General features: G+C 55.8%; 1 protein-coding gene. It reads right to left on the bottom strand.

Translation table 11 applies throughout. The annotated features are described in order from the left end of the window. A partial coding sequence (locus tag D0817_RS25495; protein ID WP_134737820.1) for a hypothetical protein occupies window positions 1-260 on the bottom strand: 260 nt, incomplete at its 3' end. Between the last annotated feature and the right edge of the window lie 25 nt (window positions 261-285).

Genomic DNA, 285 nt, shown 5'->3' with positions numbered 1-285 from the left:
AATGCTGCTACCGCAGCGGACATGGCACGATGGTAGCCGCTGCGCTCGCCGCGGGACCGGCCGTCGGCTTCAACTGCAAACAACACGGAAACACCGCGATGCGCGACAGTACGATATTGCGCCGGCTCCATGCCAAATGGCAGCACGACTACACGCAAACTAAGGAAATTTCCGTATTTGCGGCCACCACTGGTTGCTGCGGATTCCGTGATTGCTACAGTACGGCCGATGCTGTCCAGCTTTGATTGATGAATTTTCATGATGGTTCCTTCCGTGGTTGGGATT

Origin of the sequence: Flavobacterium cupreum, from assembly GCF_003996965.1 — a bacterium.
Classification (GTDB): Bacteria; Bacteroidota; Bacteroidia; order Flavobacteriales; family Flavobacteriaceae; genus Flavobacterium; species Flavobacterium cupreum.
The sequence above is the reverse complement of the archived record's forward strand: the minus strand, read 5'-3'. Positions and strand labels throughout refer to the sequence as shown.